Source organism: Pontibacter burrus, assembly GCF_010686685.1.
Classification (GTDB): Bacteria; Bacteroidota; Bacteroidia; order Cytophagales; family Hymenobacteraceae; genus Pontibacter; species Pontibacter burrus.
Genome location: NZ_JAAGWD010000009.1, coordinates 35,389 through 50,619, shown reverse-complemented (window position 1 = coordinate 50,619; position 15,231 = coordinate 35,389). Strand labels below are relative to the sequence as shown.

Annotated in this window: 11 protein-coding genes; 9 read left to right on the top strand and 2 right to left on the bottom strand. The window is 46.7% G+C overall.

The window, feature by feature from the left end; all coding sequences use genetic code 11:
• The first annotated feature begins 176 nt into the window (after window positions 1-176).
• The 9 genes from glpT to GXP69_RS16855 all read left to right on the top strand — a co-directional run bounded on the left by glpT (window position 177) and on the right by GXP69_RS16855 (window position 13,631).
• Window positions 177-1,520, top strand: a complete 1,344-nt coding sequence (gene glpT, locus GXP69_RS16895) for a glycerol-3-phosphate transporter (RefSeq protein ID WP_163916493.1) — start codon at window positions 177-179, stop codon at window positions 1,518-1,520.
• 62 nt (window positions 1,521-1,582) lie between these two features.
• Window positions 1,583-4,819: a SusC/RagA family TonB-linked outer membrane protein gene (locus GXP69_RS16890; protein ID WP_163916491.1), complete on the top strand. Its 3,237-nt coding sequence runs from the start codon at window positions 1,583-1,585 to the stop codon at window positions 4,817-4,819.
• Between the two features lie 18 nt (window positions 4,820-4,837).
• Complete coding sequence (locus GXP69_RS16885) at window positions 4,838-6,286, top strand: SusD/RagB family nutrient-binding outer membrane lipoprotein (protein ID WP_163916489.1); 1,449 nt, start codon at window positions 4,838-4,840, stop codon at window positions 6,284-6,286.
• Window positions 6,287-6,323: 37 nt separating this feature from the next.
• The gene (locus GXP69_RS16880) at window positions 6,324-7,553 is read left to right on the top strand and encodes a DUF5689 domain-containing protein (protein WP_163916486.1); all 1,230 of its coding nucleotides are present in this window, start codon (window positions 6,324-6,326) and stop codon (window positions 7,551-7,553) included.
• Between the two features lie 158 nt (window positions 7,554-7,711).
• A complete protein-coding gene (locus GXP69_RS16875) occupies window positions 7,712-9,103 on the top strand; it encodes a Gfo/Idh/MocA family protein (RefSeq protein WP_204282073.1) in 1,392 nt (463 codons plus the stop codon).
• Window positions 9,104-9,189: 86 nt separating this feature from the next.
• Window positions 9,190-10,383, top strand: a complete 1,194-nt coding sequence (locus GXP69_RS16870) for a phospholipase D-like domain-containing protein (protein WP_163916485.1) — start codon at window positions 9,190-9,192, stop codon at window positions 10,381-10,383.
• 14 nt (window positions 10,384-10,397) lie between these two features.
• Entirely contained in the window at window positions 10,398-11,822 is a 1,425-nt protein-coding gene (locus GXP69_RS16865) for a calcineurin-like phosphoesterase C-terminal domain-containing protein (protein ID WP_204282072.1), read from the top strand.
• 27 nt (window positions 11,823-11,849) lie between these two features.
• Window positions 11,850-12,770, top strand: a complete 921-nt coding sequence (locus GXP69_RS16860) for a glycerophosphodiester phosphodiesterase family protein (protein ID WP_163916483.1) — start codon at window positions 11,850-11,852, stop codon at window positions 12,768-12,770.
• A gap of 132 nt (window positions 12,771-12,902) precedes the next feature.
• Entirely contained in the window at window positions 12,903-13,631 is a 729-nt protein-coding gene (locus tag GXP69_RS16855) for a GDSL-type esterase/lipase family protein (RefSeq protein WP_163916481.1), read from the top strand.
• 92 nt (window positions 13,632-13,723) lie between these two features.
• Here GXP69_RS16855 and GXP69_RS16850 read toward each other — a convergent pair whose 3' ends face one another.
• A complete protein-coding gene (locus GXP69_RS16850; protein WP_163916479.1) occupies window positions 13,724-14,488 on the bottom strand; it encodes a DeoR/GlpR family DNA-binding transcription regulator in 765 nt (254 codons plus the stop codon).
• A gap of 181 nt (window positions 14,489-14,669) precedes the next feature.
• Window positions 14,670-15,185: a hypothetical protein gene (locus tag GXP69_RS16845; protein ID WP_163916477.1), complete on the bottom strand. Its 516-nt coding sequence runs from the start codon at window positions 15,183-15,185 to the stop codon at window positions 14,670-14,672.
• Window positions 15,186-15,231: the final 46 nt, after the last annotated feature.

Genomic DNA, 15,231 nt, shown 5'->3' with positions numbered 1-15,231 from the left:
CTATGGTTGAATTGCATAAAAAAGATGAAATTAGCGTTGTATAACAACAGATATAGCATCTAAATAATTAAATAAATAAATAATTGCACTCACTAAAGAATCCAATTATGGTTTCTGAAATAGAGCTGAGTGTAATCAAACTATAGAATAGTAGCTTAAACTTTTACTAATAACATATGCGTCTTATTTCACCGGCCCCTCATGCTGATCGGTTGCCCTTGGAAAGAATAGATCCGGAATATAAGCGCCTGCGTCTTCAGGTTTTTCTCGGAATATTTATTGGTTACGCCGGGTACTACCTGGTTCGCAAAAACTTTTCGCTGGTAATGCCAGACCTGATCGCTCAGGGCTATTCCAAAGCCGATCTGGGTTTCGCGCTGTCAGGTGTTTCTATTGCTTACGGTTTAAGTAAGTTTTTAATGGGTAACGTTTCCGACAGGAGCAATGCCCGTAACTTCTTAACTATAGGCCTGGTGCTGTCAGCAATCACTATGATCTTTATGGGCCTGTCGCCGTTTGCCACCAGCTCCATCATGATCATGTTTGTGTTGCTGTTCCTGAATGGCTGGTTCCAGGGAATGGGTTGGCCTCCGTGTGGTCGTGTGATGGTGCATTGGTTCTCCACAAAGGAGCGTGGCACTAAAATGTCTATCTGGAACGTGGCGCATAACGTTGGCGGTGGTCTTGTTGGTCCGCTGGCAATTGCGGCTGTCGCTATTTTTGGTACCTGGGAGAGCAAGCTCTACTTCCCGGGTATTATTGCTTTATTATCAGCGCTAATCATCTATATGCTTGTGCGCGATACCCCTCAGTCCTGCGGCCTGCCAACTATAGAAGAGTATAAAAACGACTATCCTAAGAACTATTCCAGCGACCACGAAAAAGAGCTTAGTGCGAAAGAGATCTTCTTTAAATACGTGTTCAACAACCGCCTGCTGTGGTACATCGCTTTTGCCAATGCCTTTGTTTACTTAGTGCGCTATGGCATCCTGGACTGGGCTCCAACCTATCTGGAAGAAGCAAAAGGTTTTTCAGTGAAAGAAACAGGCTGGGCTTACTTTGCTTATGAATATGCCGGTATACCGGGTACCCTACTTTGCGGCTGGATCAGCGACAAGGTCTTTAAAGGACGTCGTGCTCCGGCCACTATTATTTATATGGTACTGGTAATGGTAGCAGTTATAGTTTATTGGAAAAACCCTGCCGGTAATATCTGGGTGGATAACCTTGCATTGGTTGCTATCGGCTTCCTGATCTATGGCCCTGTTATGCTGATTGGTGTGCAGGCGCTGGACCTGGTAGCTAAAAAAGCAGCAGGAACAGCTGCAGGCCTCACCGGATTATTCGGTTACATGGGCGGTGCGCTGTTTGCCAATATTGCCATGGGCTTTGTAGTGGATGCCTGGGGCTGGGATGGTGGTTTTATCGTGATGGTAGCTGCCTGTGTGCTCTCTATATTCTTCACAGCCCTTACCTGGAACAAGGAGAAGGAAAACCTTCAATTATCAAAATCAATCTAATCAATAACACTTTTATAACTCACTCAAGATAAACGCTCAATACCAGTTTTAAACCAAAACAGATGGAAAAACTTTTACTTCCGCCCAAAAAGAGCAGGAAGAGCTTTAAAAAAACGCTCTGGCTTTGCTCGTGCCTGCTGTTAGCAGGAAATGGACTGGCGGCAGATGCGGTCGCGTCTCCCGTGTATGTGCAGACTCCCCAGACACAGAAAGTTACTGTAAAAGGTAAAGTTATTGCCGGCGACGATGGAAGCACGCTGCCAGGTGTAACTATATTAGCGAACCAGCAGCCTGTTGGGGTAACTAATGTAGAAGGTGCTTTTACTGTAAATGTGGAAGTAGGAACAGTGCTTTCTTTCCGCTTTGTAGGCTACCAGCAGCAGAATGTAACTATCACTAAAGCTGAAGAAAACCTGGCGGTAACCCTGTCGTTGGACAGCAAGCAGCTTTCTGAAGTTGTTGTAACAGCACTGGGTATCAAGCGTGAAGAAAAAGCGCTCGGTTACTCGGTTACACAAGTTAAAGGCGAGGAGCTTACCAAAGCCATTTCAAATAACTGGACTGATGCCCTTTCAGGTAAAGTAGCCGGTGTAAACATGGTAAAGTCTGGCGGTGGTCCTGCTGGTTCCAATAAGATCATCCTTCGTGGTGAAAACAGCCTTGGCAGTAGCAGCGAAGCCCTGATTGTGGTGGATGGTGTGATCATGAACAAGCCAGCTGTTAGTACAGGTAGCGGTTCTTACCTATCTAGCGACAACCCGGTTGACTTTGGTAACGGCCTGAACGACATCAACCCGGATGATATTGAGAGTGTATCGGTACTGAAAGGCCCTGGTGCGGCTGCTCTTTACGGTGCACGTGGTGCAAACGGTGCCATCATTATCACTACCAAATCTGGTAAAGCAAACAAAAAAGGAATTGGGGTAACTATAAACTCTAATACCACTGTAAGTACCGTATCACGCTGGCCGGATTATCAGTATGAGTACGGTCAGGGTACAGGCGGTCAGGACCTGTGGTATTCTTACCTGAACACGGAAGATGGGGCAAGTACAAGAAGCACCAGCTCTGCCTGGGGACCGCGCTTTAACGGACAAAGCTACTATCAGTACGACCCTGTAACAGGCACTACCGGCGCAACCCGTACTCCATGGGTACCTTACAAAAACAACCGAAAAGACTACTTTGAGGCGGCATCTACTTTCACAAACAGTGTAAGTATTGAGGGCGGTTCTGATAAGACTTCAACTCGTTTGTCTTACACAAACCTTCAGAACAATTGGATTGTGCCAAATACAGGTTATAGCCGTAACACTGTAGCACTATCAGTGAACCATAAGGTAACCGACAAGCTGGAAATCGCTTCCAAGATTAACTATACAAACAACAAGAGCGACAACCTGCCATCTACCGGTTATAACAACCACACCATCATGTACTTTATCAGGGGGCTTTCCCCTAACCTGGACCTGAATTGGTTTAAACCTTACTGGTTACCAGGACGTGAGGGTGTAGAGCAGAATACACCATTCAGTAGCATTCTGGATAACCCATACCTGCAGGCATATGAAATGCTGAATAAATCCAGCAGAAATGGCCTGGTTGGTAATATTTCAGCTACTTACAACTTTACAAACGACCTTAGCCTGATGGTGAGATCGTCGCTGGATCTTTCGCAGGATTCCCGTTCGCAGCAGCGCCCTTGGGACACGCAGAAGTTCCCGGAAGGTATGTACAGAACACAGAACATCTACGGCCGCGAAGTTACTAATGACTTCCTGGTGCGTTACAACCGCGAGATCAGCAGCAAATTTGAGGCAGGTCTTTCAGTTGGTGGTAGCCGCATGGCAAACATCTACAACAGAGATGAGCTGAGAGCTGACAAACTGACTTACCCAGGTATCTACAGCTTTGCAAACAGCAAGGAAAGCCCGGTTGCTTATCCGCGCCGTATGGAGTATGCGGTAAACAGCTTATACGGTTTAGCACAGCTTAGCTACGACAACGTTTTGTTCTTAGATTTTACGGCCCGTAACGACTGGACCAGTACACTTGCTACACCTGAAACTGCTAAGAACACTTCTTTCTTCTACCCATCTGTTAACGTGAGTGCGGTTATTTCGGACATGTTCCAGATGCCAAACTCAATATCTTTCATCAAGGCGAGAGGTTCATGGTCGCAGGTAGGTAGTGGTGGTACAGACCCTTACCTGACAAGCTACACTTACACCGTGCAGGAAGGATTCCCTTCAGGTTTGGGTAACCCAAGAGCAATTGCCAACTCAGAACTGAAGCCACTTTTAACAACCAGTGTTGAGTTTGGTTTAGATCTGCGCCTGCTTAAAAACAGACTGGGTTTAGACATTGCTGTTTACCAGAACGATACCCGCGACCAGATCCTGAGAGCGCCGGTAGATAAATCTACTGGTTATTCGGAGGTTGTAATTAACGCCGGTAAAGTTCGTAACCAGGGTCTCGAGATACAGGCAAACGCTAAGGTGCTGGAGAACAAGGATGGTCTGAATATTAACCTGTTCGGTACTTACGCTAAAAACAAGAACGAAGTAATCGAGCTTGTTGACAGCCTGAGCACAATGATTCTGGCATCAGGTCCACGCGGAACAATTGAAGCAAGACCAGGTGGTCCGATGGGTGCCCTGTATGGCCTTGGCTATGAGCGTGCTCCTGACGGACAGATCATTTATGATGAAAACGGTTTGCCTCTGCTTGGCAGCGAAATCAAATACATAGGTAATGCTACTCCTGACTGGAGAGGTAGTATTGGTACTAACTTCAGATACAAGAATTTTGGTCTGAATATCCTGTTCGACGGACAGTTTGGTGGCGTAGCTTACTCACTGACACACGCTGTTCTGATGGAAGAAGGTAAACTGACTAAAACGCTGCCTGGTCGTTACAACGGTATCATTGGTGATGGTGTGATTAAAGGTGCAGATGGTACTTTCCGTCCTAACGATGTGCTGGTAACTAACATGCAGACCTACTACAACCGTCACTTCAACCGCGATAACGTGGAAGCGAACACCTTCAGCACAGACTACATTAAACTACGCGAAGTACGTTTTGACTATACAGTTCCTGCTTCAATTCTTGAGAAGCTTAAGTTACAGCGTGCAAGTATAGGTGTGTTTGGCCGTGACCTGTTCATGATCACAGAGTGGCCTGCTTTCGATCCGGAAGTTGGTACGCTGGATGGCACTAGCATAGTAGGTGGCTTTGAAGTAGGCCAGTTCCCGCCAACCAGAACACTTGGTCTGAACCTGACTATAGGCATTTAATTTGAGGATGAATCTATCATGAAAAAGATAAAAATATTCACGCTTACGGCACTGGCAGCATCCTGCCTTGCCACTACATCCTGCACCAAGGATTTTGAGGAGCTAAATACAAACCCTAACGAAACGGCAGCCGCCAGGCCAGCATCTTTGCTGGCACCGGCACTGCACGATGTAGTTACCCGTAACAACAACCGCGCACTACGCCTGAACAATGAGCTGATGCAGGTGCACGTAACCATCCTGGATTCAGATGAGATCCACCGCTATGTGGTAAGACCAGGCGAGTCGGATTACATGTGGAACAACTGGTACCTGCAGCGCACTAACTTTGTAGATATCTATAACAACGCGCTGATAACACAGCAGAAGAGTTTTATGGGTATCGGCCTGATCCTGGATGTGTGGGTAACTTCACAAATCACGGACATGTTTGGCGATGTACCTTATTCACAAGCCAACAAAGGCCGTGAGGGTAACCTGCAGCCTAAGTTTGATTCACAGGAGCTGATCTACAGAGACCTGTTTGCCAAGCTGGAAGAAGCGAATGCTCTTCTGGCTGCAAACGAGGCAATGAAGAATGATGAGAAAGCGCTCGACCCACTTTATGCTGGAGATATTGCCAAGTGGAGAAAGTTTGGTAACTCACTTTACCTACGTTTGCTGATGCGTGTGTCAGGAAAAGCTGAGATGAATGCAGCAGCTAAGATCAAAGAGATTGTAGAGACAAATGCTTCTTTCTACCCGATCTTTGCTAACAACGAGGAGTCAGCGATCCTGAAGTATACAACTACACTTCCGCTGGTATCGGCTTTCACCAACATGCGTGACTATGACTTTAACGGTTCGCATGGCTTGTCTGATTTCTTTGTGAATAACCTGAACAACATGGGTGATCCACGCATTACGCGCTGGGCAACGCTTCATGGTGCCAGTTATCTAGGAATTCCGAGCGGCTATGTACCTGGTAACGTTCCTGAGCGACAGTCTTCTTACCACCTGGATCTGAAAAACGAGCCATTGCTGGGTAACATCATTAACTATGCTGAAGTGCAGTTCATACTTGCTGAAGCAGCATTAAGAGGATACATCTCAGGCACACCATCAACCTACTATAACAGAGGTGTCAACGCAGCCATTACCATGTGGGGACTTGAAGTACCAGCCGGACATTTGGCGAAACCAGAGGTAGCGCTGAATGAAGGGGGCGACTTTGAGGCTCAGCTGGGACAGATCATGCTGCAGAAATATTACACGCTGTTCTTCACCGACTTCCAACAGTGGCATGAATTCAGAAGAACCGGACACCCTGTGCTGCCAATCGGAGCAGGCGTAAGAAACGACGGTAAAATGCCGGCTCGTTTCCGCTACCCAGTTTATGTGCAGTCGCTTAATGGTACAAACTATAGCGCAGCTGTAGCAGCTATGGGCGGCGACGATATCAATACCAAAGTTTGGTGGAATAAATAACGCCGGAGTTTAAAAGAGAAAGATAAAAGACATAGTCATGAAAAATAGATATTTATCATTTCTGGCCATTTGCTTAAGCATTATAGGGTTTACTTCGTGTGTGGAAGAAAACCCGAATCCGGCCGAAGGTACGCCAAACCCGCAGGCTTCTATTTATGTGGTGCGCGAGGCGTATCATGAGAAGGATTTGGATTTAGGACCAGGCCCGCTATTTGGTGCACACCAGATTCAGGGGGTTGTGGTATCGAACACGGGAGGCAACAACTGGCCTGCAGGCCAAGTGGCCATTCAGGATACCTGGAGAGGGATGAAGCGTGGCATTATCCTGGACCTGGGTGAGCAAGCAGCTAACTATGCTGTGGGCGATCAGCTAATGATCGATGTGAGAGGTTCTAAAGTGACCCGTAAAGACGGCGTGTTGCACATTGTAGGCCTTAAGTCACAGAACATTGAGAAGCAGCAAACCGGCTTGCCTGTTGTACCTACAACAGTTGCGATCGGCGAGCTGATAAACAACTTCAGCAAGTACGAGAGCACACTTGTAATGGTAACCGGCGATATGGACCCACTACCAGCTACAGGCGAAACGTATGCAGGCAGCAAGCAAATTGGTGATGGTTCCGGAACTACGGTTACGCTTTTCACTGATGCCAATGCTTCTTTTGCTAGCCGCAGACTACCTGCCAGTGCAAGCTTTATTGGTGTACCAACTATAGTTGATGGAAAACCGGTGCTGAGAATGCGAAATGTTGCTGATGCTGTTAATGCCAGCGGACCTATCTATGCAGGCTTCCCGGAGACTTTTGAACAACCTTACTGGGAAGATAAGAAGAGCTATAACATGGCTGATAACAACCGTAACCTCGCAACAGGTAACTGGACACTGTACCAGTCTATCCTGGAGCAGACCGCCGGTCGTGACGTAATTGTATCAGGCAAGCAGGCAGTGCGATTCCAGCGAAATATCAAAGATTCGGCGCTGCTGCAGATGAACTTCGACTTGCCAAATGGTGCCTCTAAGGTAACAGTATGGTACGGCCGTTACTACACTGACGATCCGAGCAAGTGGGCTCTTGAATATTCACAGGATCAGGGTGCAACCTGGAAACAAATAGGTGATGTGGTAACAGATGCAACCCGTGATCATAAAATGGCTACCTTCCTGATGGATATTTCAGGTCCGGTTCGTTTCAGAATCAATAAGCTTTCTGAAACACAGACTAACGGTCGCCTTGGTATAGATGACTTTGCAGTTTACCAGAACTAAACTATAGAAAGAAAGGCGGCCCTATAACACGGGACGCCTTTCTTTTAAATACCAAAGCAGAGGCTTTAGCTTTTGCTTACCATTGCTCCCAACAGCCATTAAACTATAGTTTATAGTTAAGGCATCTCCAAGTCAATCAGTGCTCTCATACCTCACCTATGATGAACCGCAGAAACATACTAAAATCTATTGGCCTGGGCCTCGGTGCAGCTTTAATAAACACCGAAGCCCTGGCCAAAATTTCTGACAACACCTACGCTTATACATTGCCGGAGAACCCGCTCTATAAACCTATGGAGAAGCCGGTAACTGTTATAACTATAGGCGCTGGGAGCAGAGGCACGGTTTATGGCAATTTTGCCAGTAAGTTTCCGGAGCAGCTAAAGGTAATCGGGGTGGCCGAGCCAAATACATTCCGAAACGAGAAGTACAGCCAACAACACGACATATCCACCGAGAACCGTTTCACAGACTGGAAACAGGTTTTTGAGCGACCAAAGTTTGCGGATGCAGTCATTATTTCCACGCCCGACGACATGCATTACGAACCCTGCATGAAAGCGCTGGCGATGGGCTATGACGTACTGCTCGAAAAACCAATTGCCCCAACCGAGAAAGAGTGTCGTGACATTCTGAAAATGGCCAAAAAAACCGGCCGTATAGTTGCTGTTTGCCATGTACTGCGCTATGCCCCTTACTTCGTGAAAATGAAGGAACTGATAGAGCAGGGCGCGATAGGAGAAGTGATAAGTGTGCAGCATTTTGAGCCGATAGAGCACCTGCACATGGCGCACTCGTACGTGCGTGGCAACTGGCATAATTCCAAACAAACTACACCTATTATTCTGGCCAAGTCCTGCCACGACCTGGACATTATTAAATGGGTGATAAACAAACCAAGTAAACGCATTGCAGCGATGGGCGACCTAAAGTGGTTCCGAAAAGAGAACGCACCCGAAGGTAGTACTACCCGCTGTACCGATGGCTGCAAAGTAGAGCGCGAATGCCCGTACTCTGCCATCAAACATTACCATGATAACCGCAAGCGAACCTTTGTGTTGGACCTGCCTGCCGATAAGAGCAAGCACAGCGAAGTGATCATGGAGCGACTGAAAACGACCAACTATGGCCGTTGTGTGTACCGCATGGAAAACGACCAGCCCGACCACTATGTAACGACCATTCAGTTTGATGACAGCGTTACAGCCAGTTTCTCGATGGAGGCCTTTACATCTTACGCGCGCCGACGCACCCGCATAATGGGCGCTATGGGCGATATGGTAGGCGATATGAACGAGTTGGTGGTAACTGATTTCAGGACCGGAAAAGAGCTGAAGCTGGTGCCAAGAGCCGAAGACGTGGATGGCTACAAAAACAGTGGGCACGGCGGTGGCGACTGGCTGCTGGTACGTGACTTTGTACAGGCTGTGTCGCAACAGAACCCGGCGCTGCTCACCTCAACTATAGACGAATCAATAGAATCGCATATTATGGGCTTTATGGCCGAAGAGAGCCGCAAGCGCAACAAAATGATGGAAATACGAATGTAAGGCACAAGCCCTGCATCTAATTATAAACTATTAAATTTTAAGTCTGATAACACCGGTCAACCGCCGGCTTAAACAGCTGAAGTATTATGCTACACCCAAAGTACCTTTTTATTGCCATCCTGTTTTTGTTTGTAAGCTGCAAAGACGAAAAGACAGAAACACCAAAACCGACACCTGAAGTACCAGAAAAAGAAACTGCTACTCCTGTAAAAGCGACGTTCCCCGATGCCTTGTTTACCGAAGTAAGCAAAGTAAGAACAGGCGCTGTGTCGCTGACTATACTGGACCAGCTGATCGGACTTGTAAACGCAACTCCTGAAGGCGAAACGATCCACCTGAATGTTTTCCTGTTCGACTATAAACCGCTGGTGGAGTCTATCAAAAAGGCCAGCAGCAGAGGTGTAAAGGTACACGTGATGATGGACCTGGGGCGTGAGGAATCTCATGAAATTAACCCACTGATCTACCACGATCTGAAAAGAACGCTTGAAGTTAAAGGCGGAAGTGCCGTGTCTGTGATTAATGATGCCAGCACAACTGCTATCAACCACCACAAATATGTACTTTTCACAAAGGTGGTAACTACAAACGGTACAGTGCCAAACGTGGTGTTCCAGACGTCGCATAACTTCACCGAAGCCGATGCACGCAAATTCCAGGATGCCGTGATGTTCTCGAACGTAGGGTTGTACAATGCCTTTAAAGCCAACTGGGAAGATATGAAAACCAAGGCAACAGCGGGTATGAAGAACTTCTACTACAACGAATACACCGATCAAGCCACTGATATTACCGCATATTTTCTACCAAAGCGCCGCAACGGTTCAGCTTATGGCGATGACAGCATCATTGAATTCCTGAACAGCATTGAAAACCCGGCTACAGCAACTATAAAAATCGGCATGTCTGACTGGACCAACACCCGTCTGAACATTGTGCAGAAGCTGGCAGAGCTACGTGGGCAGGGCGCAACTATAGAAGTTGTAGTTAAAAATAAGATAGACGATAACATTATGACTGGCTTGCGCGAGCTGGAGAAGAACGGTGCCTATCTGAAAGTTTATAACATGTCTGCAGCCAATATCCACTCCAAATTCTTACTGATTGAAGGTAACTGGAAAGGAAGCGGTAACGCCAAAATCCTGATCACAGGCTCGCATAACTTTACGCAGAATGCGCTTCGCAACAATAACGAGGTAATGTTGCTGCTGAAGAACCATGCACTTTTTGCGAAGTACAACACCCATTTTGAGAATCTGAAAACAGTACCGGGCATATAAGCTGGAAAAGTAATATGATGAAGAGAAGATCCTTTTTAGAGCGCATGCTCCTGGTATCGGGGGGGCTTGTTTTAAGTGGAAGTTATGCATCTGTCGTGCTGGCATCACCTGCCGGAACAACTATAAAAGGCACCGTAAAAGCCGGCAAAAAGAAGCTGGCTGGTGTTATAGTTTCCGATGGCTATAGTGTGGTAAAGACCAACCGCAAAGGCAAATACGAGATGCCTGTAAGCGAGAAGTCTAAGTTCGTTTTTGTGTCGGTGCCTGCAGGATATGCCTTCCCGAACGAGAACGGCATTGCCCGCCATTACCAGTTACTGGACAGTAGCAGCAAACAAGACTATAACTTTGAGCTGACTGCCCTGCAAACCGACGATACAAAGCACAACTTCATTATCTGGGCCGACCCGCAGGCACAGACCAGAGAAGATGCCGACCGTATGCTGGCTGAAGCTGTGCCGGATGTTCAGAAATTACTGAAAGGCATGGATAGCAGCATTCCGGTGCATGGTATTACTGTAGGCGATATAGTTTGGGACCGCTTCGAACTATACGAAGACTATAATAAAGGCGTGGCCGCAATGGGTATCCCGTTCTTCCAGGCGCTTGGCAACCACGACATGGACCTGAACAAAGGCGGCGACGATGTGTCTGACGACACATTTGAAGCTACCTATGGCCCGACCTACTACTCTTTTAACAGGGGTAAGGTGCATTATGTGGTGCTGGATGATGTACGCTACTTGGGCAAGGACAAACAATACGACGGCTACATTACAGAAAACCAGCTGGAGTGGCTTGAGAAAGACCTGGCCTTTGTGCCAAAAGACCACCTGGTGATTCTTTGCCTGCACATACCGGTACACCGCCACGTGAAGAACAAAGCTGATCTGTACCCGATCCTGAAAAACCATTCGGTACACATCATGTCGGGGCACACGCACTACAACCGCAATGTAATTGAGGAAGGCATATTTGAGCACAACCACGGTACCGTTTGCGGCGCCCTCTGGACCGGCCCAATTTGCGGCGACGGTACTCCGAATGGCTATGGCGTGTACGAGGTAGATGGTAACCAGCTGAAATGGTACTATAAATCTACCGGCCTTGATGCGGACCACCAGATGAGCGTGTATGTACAGCCACAGGATGGCGAAACGCGCGTGCTGGCCAATGTATGGAACTGGGACCCGGAATGGAAGGTGGAGCTCTACGTAGATGGCAACTATAAAGGCGCATTGCAAAACATCGAATCGCATGACCCGCTGGCTGTGGAGCTATACCAGGGCAGGGAATTACCGCTTGGCCGTGGGTTTGTGAATCCGAAAGAAACCGACCACTTTTTTGAGGCCTATATACCGCGGAGTTCACGTGAGGTACGCATTGTAGCTACCGATCGCTTCGGCACGAAATACGAAAGCAAGAAAACTGTTTCCTAACTATAGTTAAGACTTTAGCATATTAAAATGATCCGTAAAATTGTACCTGTTGCACTGGCCGCTGTTATGTTTATGGCTGGTTGCAAAAGCACAGAAACTATAAGCCAGCAGCAAAGACCAGACTTACCTGCTTTTGATACCGAAGGCCACCGTGGCGCACGCGGCCTGATGCCGGAAAATACCATACTGGCCATGATAACGGCTATAAACCTGGGCGTAACAACTATAGAAATGGACACGCACGTTACCAAAGATGGTAAAGTGGTGGTTACGCATGATCCGCACATAAACCCATTGTATGCACGCACGCCGGATGGGCAGGATATTCCGAAAAAGGATGGGAAAAAATACGCCATCTACCAGATGAACTATGACCAGGTGCGCCAGTTTGATATGGGTACCAGGTATTACGACAAGTATCCGGAGCAGCGCAAAATGGAAGCACATATTCCGTTGCTGGCAGACCTTATCGACTCCGTGCAAACGTACCTGAAAGCAAACAACCTGCCGCAGGTATTCTATAACATCGAAACCAAATCAGTTGCTGATGGCGATAACACCATACACCCGGAGCCAGCTGAGTTTACAATCAAGCTGGTAGAGGTGTTGGAGGCGAAGGGCATTGCACAGTGGACAATTGTACAGTCGTTCGACCCGCGCACACTACAGGTGCTGCACCAGAAATATCCGCACATCCGGGCATCGTTGCTGGTGAGCAACAAGGATAGCTTTGAGCAAAACCTGGAGCGCTTGGGCTTCACGCCGGATGTTTACAGCCCGAGCTATAAGCTGGTAACTCCCGAACTGATTGCAAAGGCACACGCCAAAAACATAAAAGTAATTCCCTGGACGGTTAATGAACTGGAAGATATCGTGCGCCTGAGAGCCATGGGCGTAGACGGCATTATCTCAGATTATCCGAACCTGTTTAAAGAGCTGCAGAATTAAGAGTGGTGTTTTAATTCTAACCTGTCGATCTCTACTCCTTACTTAGGCAAGCTTGTGGTAAGATGTAATTGCCTTTGGAAGGGGTAGGGGGAAGACGCTCTACTAGAAATACTTTTTATAGTTTACAACCTCATGAAACTAAAATTCACCCATTTGATAGCAGCCTCTGCCTGCGCATTGCTGTTCTCGGTAAGTGCAAACGCGCAGGTATCCTCAGAGCCTACCTTTTCGCTGGCTGATACAAAGCCTGAAAAAGTTAAGTACGACAGTACCTACCGCCCGGCAACCTGGCAGGTACAGGTCGATTACTTTAAGAGCCACCCAAATTCTAAAAAAGACATTGTTTTTCTGGGCAACAGCCTTACTGCGCACATGGATTGGGCCGAGCTGCTTGGCAATAAGAACGTGCGCAACCGCGGCATCTCCAGCGATATTACCTTTGGCGTTTTAGAGCGCCTGGATGAAGTAATTGAAGGCAAGCCAGCAAAAGTATTTTTGCTCATCGGTATCAACGATATTTCGCGCAATGTGCCAGAAGATGTGATTCTCGCCAACTATAGCAAGATCGTACGCCGCATTAAAGCCGGATCGCCGAAGACCAAAATTTACGTGCAAACGCTGCTGCCTACCAACAACAGCTTCGATAAGTTTAAAAAGCACTATAACAAAGAGAAGGAAACCGCTACGGTAAACCAGGGCATTAAAGAAATTGCAGCCCGCGAGAAAATCACAGTGATTGACCTAAACCCGCACTTTGCAGATAGCCAGGGTCAGCTAATAACAGCATACACACACGACGGCCTTCACCTGACCATAGAAGGGTATAAAAAGTGGGCTGAAATACTAAAGAAACATTTATAGTTTGAGAAAGGAGAACAAGGGCCCCGCATTTTGCGGGGCTTTTGTTTTATAGTTGGTTTATAGTTTTGTAGGCGTCTTCCTAATCAGAGAGCTTAAACTATAGTTACCTTTATGCCCATTCCTTCCAGGGTTTTTACAGTATATTCTGAAATGCCGCTGTCGGTAATGATCCGGTCGATGTCTTCGAAACCACAGATCTTGCCAAAACCCCGTTTGCCAAACTTGGTAGAGTCGGCCAAAACTATAGTTTTTTGCGATACCTTGATCATCTGGCGGTTCAGGTGGGCTTCCATTACATTGGTTGTAGATAATCCAAAATCCAGGTCGATTCCATCTACACCCAGAAACAGCTTACTGCACGAGAAATCGGCCAGGATGCTTTCGGCGTAAGGCCCAGTTACAGATGATGAACTTTTACGCATTACGCCGCCCAGCTGCATCACTTCAATTTCGGGGTGCCGGTTAAGCTCCAGGGCAACGTTAAGTGAGGGGGTAATAACTGTTAAATTGGTTTTTGCCTGAATGTTACGTGCCAGCGCCAGCACCGTAGTTCCGGAAGCGATAAGAATGGAGTCGTTAGGTTGCAGCAAACTGGCTGCCGCTATGGCAATGCGGTTTTTCTCAGTTGCTTGTATCTTTTCCTTCTCGTTTACTGAGCGGTCTATGGTATAAGGGTTATGTGCCGTTGCGCCCCCATGCGTACGAAACAACAGGCCTTTATCTTCCAGCAGTTTCAAGTCCTTGCGTATCGTTACCGACGACACGCTCAGCTTATCGCAGAGATCCAGCACGTTAACCTGTCCTTCCTGCTTCAGTCTGTTTAAAATATGCTGGTGTCGTTCTGCTAATGTTAACATAGGGGGTTTGGTATAGTATTATACCTGTAAATATAGCGATTTTTATGGATTTAAGGAAGGGGTGGGGTGGTAATAGATTACGGCATACGTACTGGGCTAAACTGTGGGCAAGGGATAACCGAAGCCTAAATTATGCACCTTGTTGAGTTAAGTATTTTAATGGAATGACCTGTAATCGTGTTTAGCAACCGCAATAACCGACATACTTTTTCTCAAGTTTGTCTTTGCCTTTAGTGATTGTAAGCACCCCTTCAACATCCATCGTTTCTTCCATCTCTGTGCTTTCAACCGCTTTAGTATGAACCCTCTTCACTTCTACTGAATCATTAGAATAAGTAGTAATACCATTGCTCTCTCCTTTGTAATCCATTCTATGAATTTTTCCGTTCAGCACTATCATTGCAATATCACCAGCATCTCTGTAGATAAAATTATCTGCTTTCTTATCCTGTTCTGTTAAATATAAACTACAACCACAACCATAATATTCATCTGGAATATTAGTGAATGTTTCCATTCTTATAGCTTGAGAAGTTATAGATCTATCCTTTCCTTTGATACCAACAACTTTCTCTTCTTTAACTACCTTTTTGGCATTCGAAGAAGCAGTTATCGTTGCATCCTGATTGGTATTTTTTTCCATCTCTGAGCATGAGAATAGAGCAAAGACTAAGACAAATAATACCGTATGCTTCATGTATTTTATGACTCTATTTTTTAACACATATTTTACCCAACTATAG

Coding starts and splice junctions, on each gene's coding strand:
- GXP69_RS16880 (WP_163916486.1), top strand. CDS start 6,324: ATGAAAAATAGATATTTATCATTTCTGGCCATTTGCTTAAGCATTATA.
- GXP69_RS16875 (WP_204282073.1), top strand. CDS start 7,712: ATGATGAACCGCAGAAACATACTAAAATCTATTGGCCTGGGCCTCGGT.
- GXP69_RS16855 (WP_163916481.1), top strand. CDS start 12,903: ATGAAACTAAAATTCACCCATTTGATAGCAGCCTCTGCCTGCGCATTG.
- GXP69_RS16850 (WP_163916479.1), bottom strand. CDS start 14,488: ATGTTAACATTAGCAGAACGACACCAGCATATTTTAAACAGACTGAAG.
- GXP69_RS16870 (WP_163916485.1), top strand. CDS start 9,190: ATGCTACACCCAAAGTACCTTTTTATTGCCATCCTGTTTTTGTTTGTA.
- GXP69_RS16860 (WP_163916483.1), top strand. CDS start 11,850: ATGATCCGTAAAATTGTACCTGTTGCACTGGCCGCTGTTATGTTTATG.
- GXP69_RS16890 (WP_163916491.1), top strand. CDS start 1,583: ATGGAAAAACTTTTACTTCCGCCCAAAAAGAGCAGGAAGAGCTTTAAA.
- GXP69_RS16845 (WP_163916477.1), bottom strand. CDS start 15,185: ATGAAGCATACGGTATTATTTGTCTTAGTCTTTGCTCTATTCTCATGC.
- glpT (WP_163916493.1), top strand. CDS start 177: ATGCGTCTTATTTCACCGGCCCCTCATGCTGATCGGTTGCCCTTGGAA.
- GXP69_RS16865 (WP_204282072.1), top strand. CDS start 10,398: ATGATGAAGAGAAGATCCTTTTTAGAGCGCATGCTCCTGGTATCGGGG.
- GXP69_RS16885 (WP_163916489.1), top strand. CDS start 4,838: ATGAAAAAGATAAAAATATTCACGCTTACGGCACTGGCAGCATCCTGC.